This is a genomic window from Bacteriovorax sp. DB6_IX (assembly GCF_000447775.1).
Taxonomy (GTDB): domain Bacteria; phylum Bdellovibrionota; class Bacteriovoracia; order Bacteriovoracales; family Bacteriovoracaceae; genus Halobacteriovorax_A.
Genome location: NZ_AUNJ01000247.1, coordinates 1 through 1,189, shown reverse-complemented (window position 1 = coordinate 1,189; position 1,189 = coordinate 1). Strand labels below are relative to the sequence as shown.

General features: G+C 33.0%; 1 protein-coding gene. It reads right to left on the bottom strand.

Annotated elements, in window-relative coordinates; genetic code table 11:
- Positions 1-50: 50 nt before the first annotated feature.
- A partial coding sequence (locus tag M901_RS07355) for a tyrosine-type recombinase/integrase (protein ID WP_021277560.1) occupies positions 51-1,189 on the bottom strand: 1,139 nt, incomplete at its 5' end.

Below are 1,189 nucleotides of genomic sequence, written 5' to 3'. Positions count from 1 at the left end.
TGATGAGATAAGGATATCAATTACATTTTCTACATCCTTTTCCTTTAAAGTCATAATTGAGCCTTTTTAAAATTCTGGTTATTTTTCTTATTTTCTAATCTCTCAAGAAGCTCTCTGTGTTCAAGAATTTCTTTTTGATAATAAGTCACAACTTTTTCATTGCTTGATTCATCTAGATAGCTTAACTTTTGTTTGTAGTAGTTAATTTGAGAGTGAATATTAGAAATTGATTCATCATTAAAAATTAGGTAATCACACACTTTGTAGTTACAGAAATCAACGCATGGTCTTTTTGAATTGGTTTTCATCATACATGGTGGGATAGAATCTTCATTACCCGCGTTTATGCAGAAACCACCAATGGGGACTCTCGATACGAACAAAGGTATACCAGCTTTTAGTGATTCACGCACATAGGATTCAATATCGGTTACCAATATGCTACCTGGATAAATTTGCTCTTCCATACGTTTTTTGATTTTATCTGATAGATCTCCCGCTGTATTATTATTATTGATAGCCTCGAATATTTCTTGTAGATCTTCTGTGTAGTTGTGTTCTAACAACTCTATTACACTCTCTACCATTAATTCGTTGCGCATTATATATCGAAGTGTCATACCATAACTTTTATGACCAAAGAGCTGACGAATAAGATCAATGTTTTTTTCACTTCTAGAAATCAGTAACCATGCGATAGTTTTTCGCAGCTGGTGTGGGTGAGCATCTGTTACATCTGTCATATCAGCGACTATTTTTCTAATGTCTTTTGTAATTGTATCAATTTTTATTTTTTCGAAATTCTTTTTAGAAGGCATATCTGTTACCAAAAGATATTGGCTATTTAATGTCTTTCGGCTGATAGCAAATAATTCAATTAATATATCAATAGCATCACCAACAATTTTTGGTATAGGGATACTATCTTCTTCACCTTCTTGTTCTGAATCGGCGGCTTGCTTAAAACGTATAATATCTAAGTATAAACAATCATTTTTTTTATATGCTGGCTTAGCCTTTAGTGATGCAATCTCACGACGCCTTAAACCAGTAAATAACCCTATAATAAATATACAACTTCGTTTTAGTTTTATAACTGCTGGCCGTATTTCATTGGTTGGTATTGTTGTTCTATCTTGCTTCCCACTGGCGTAACCTAAAGAAGTAACCTCTTTGGTTACAGGCTTAA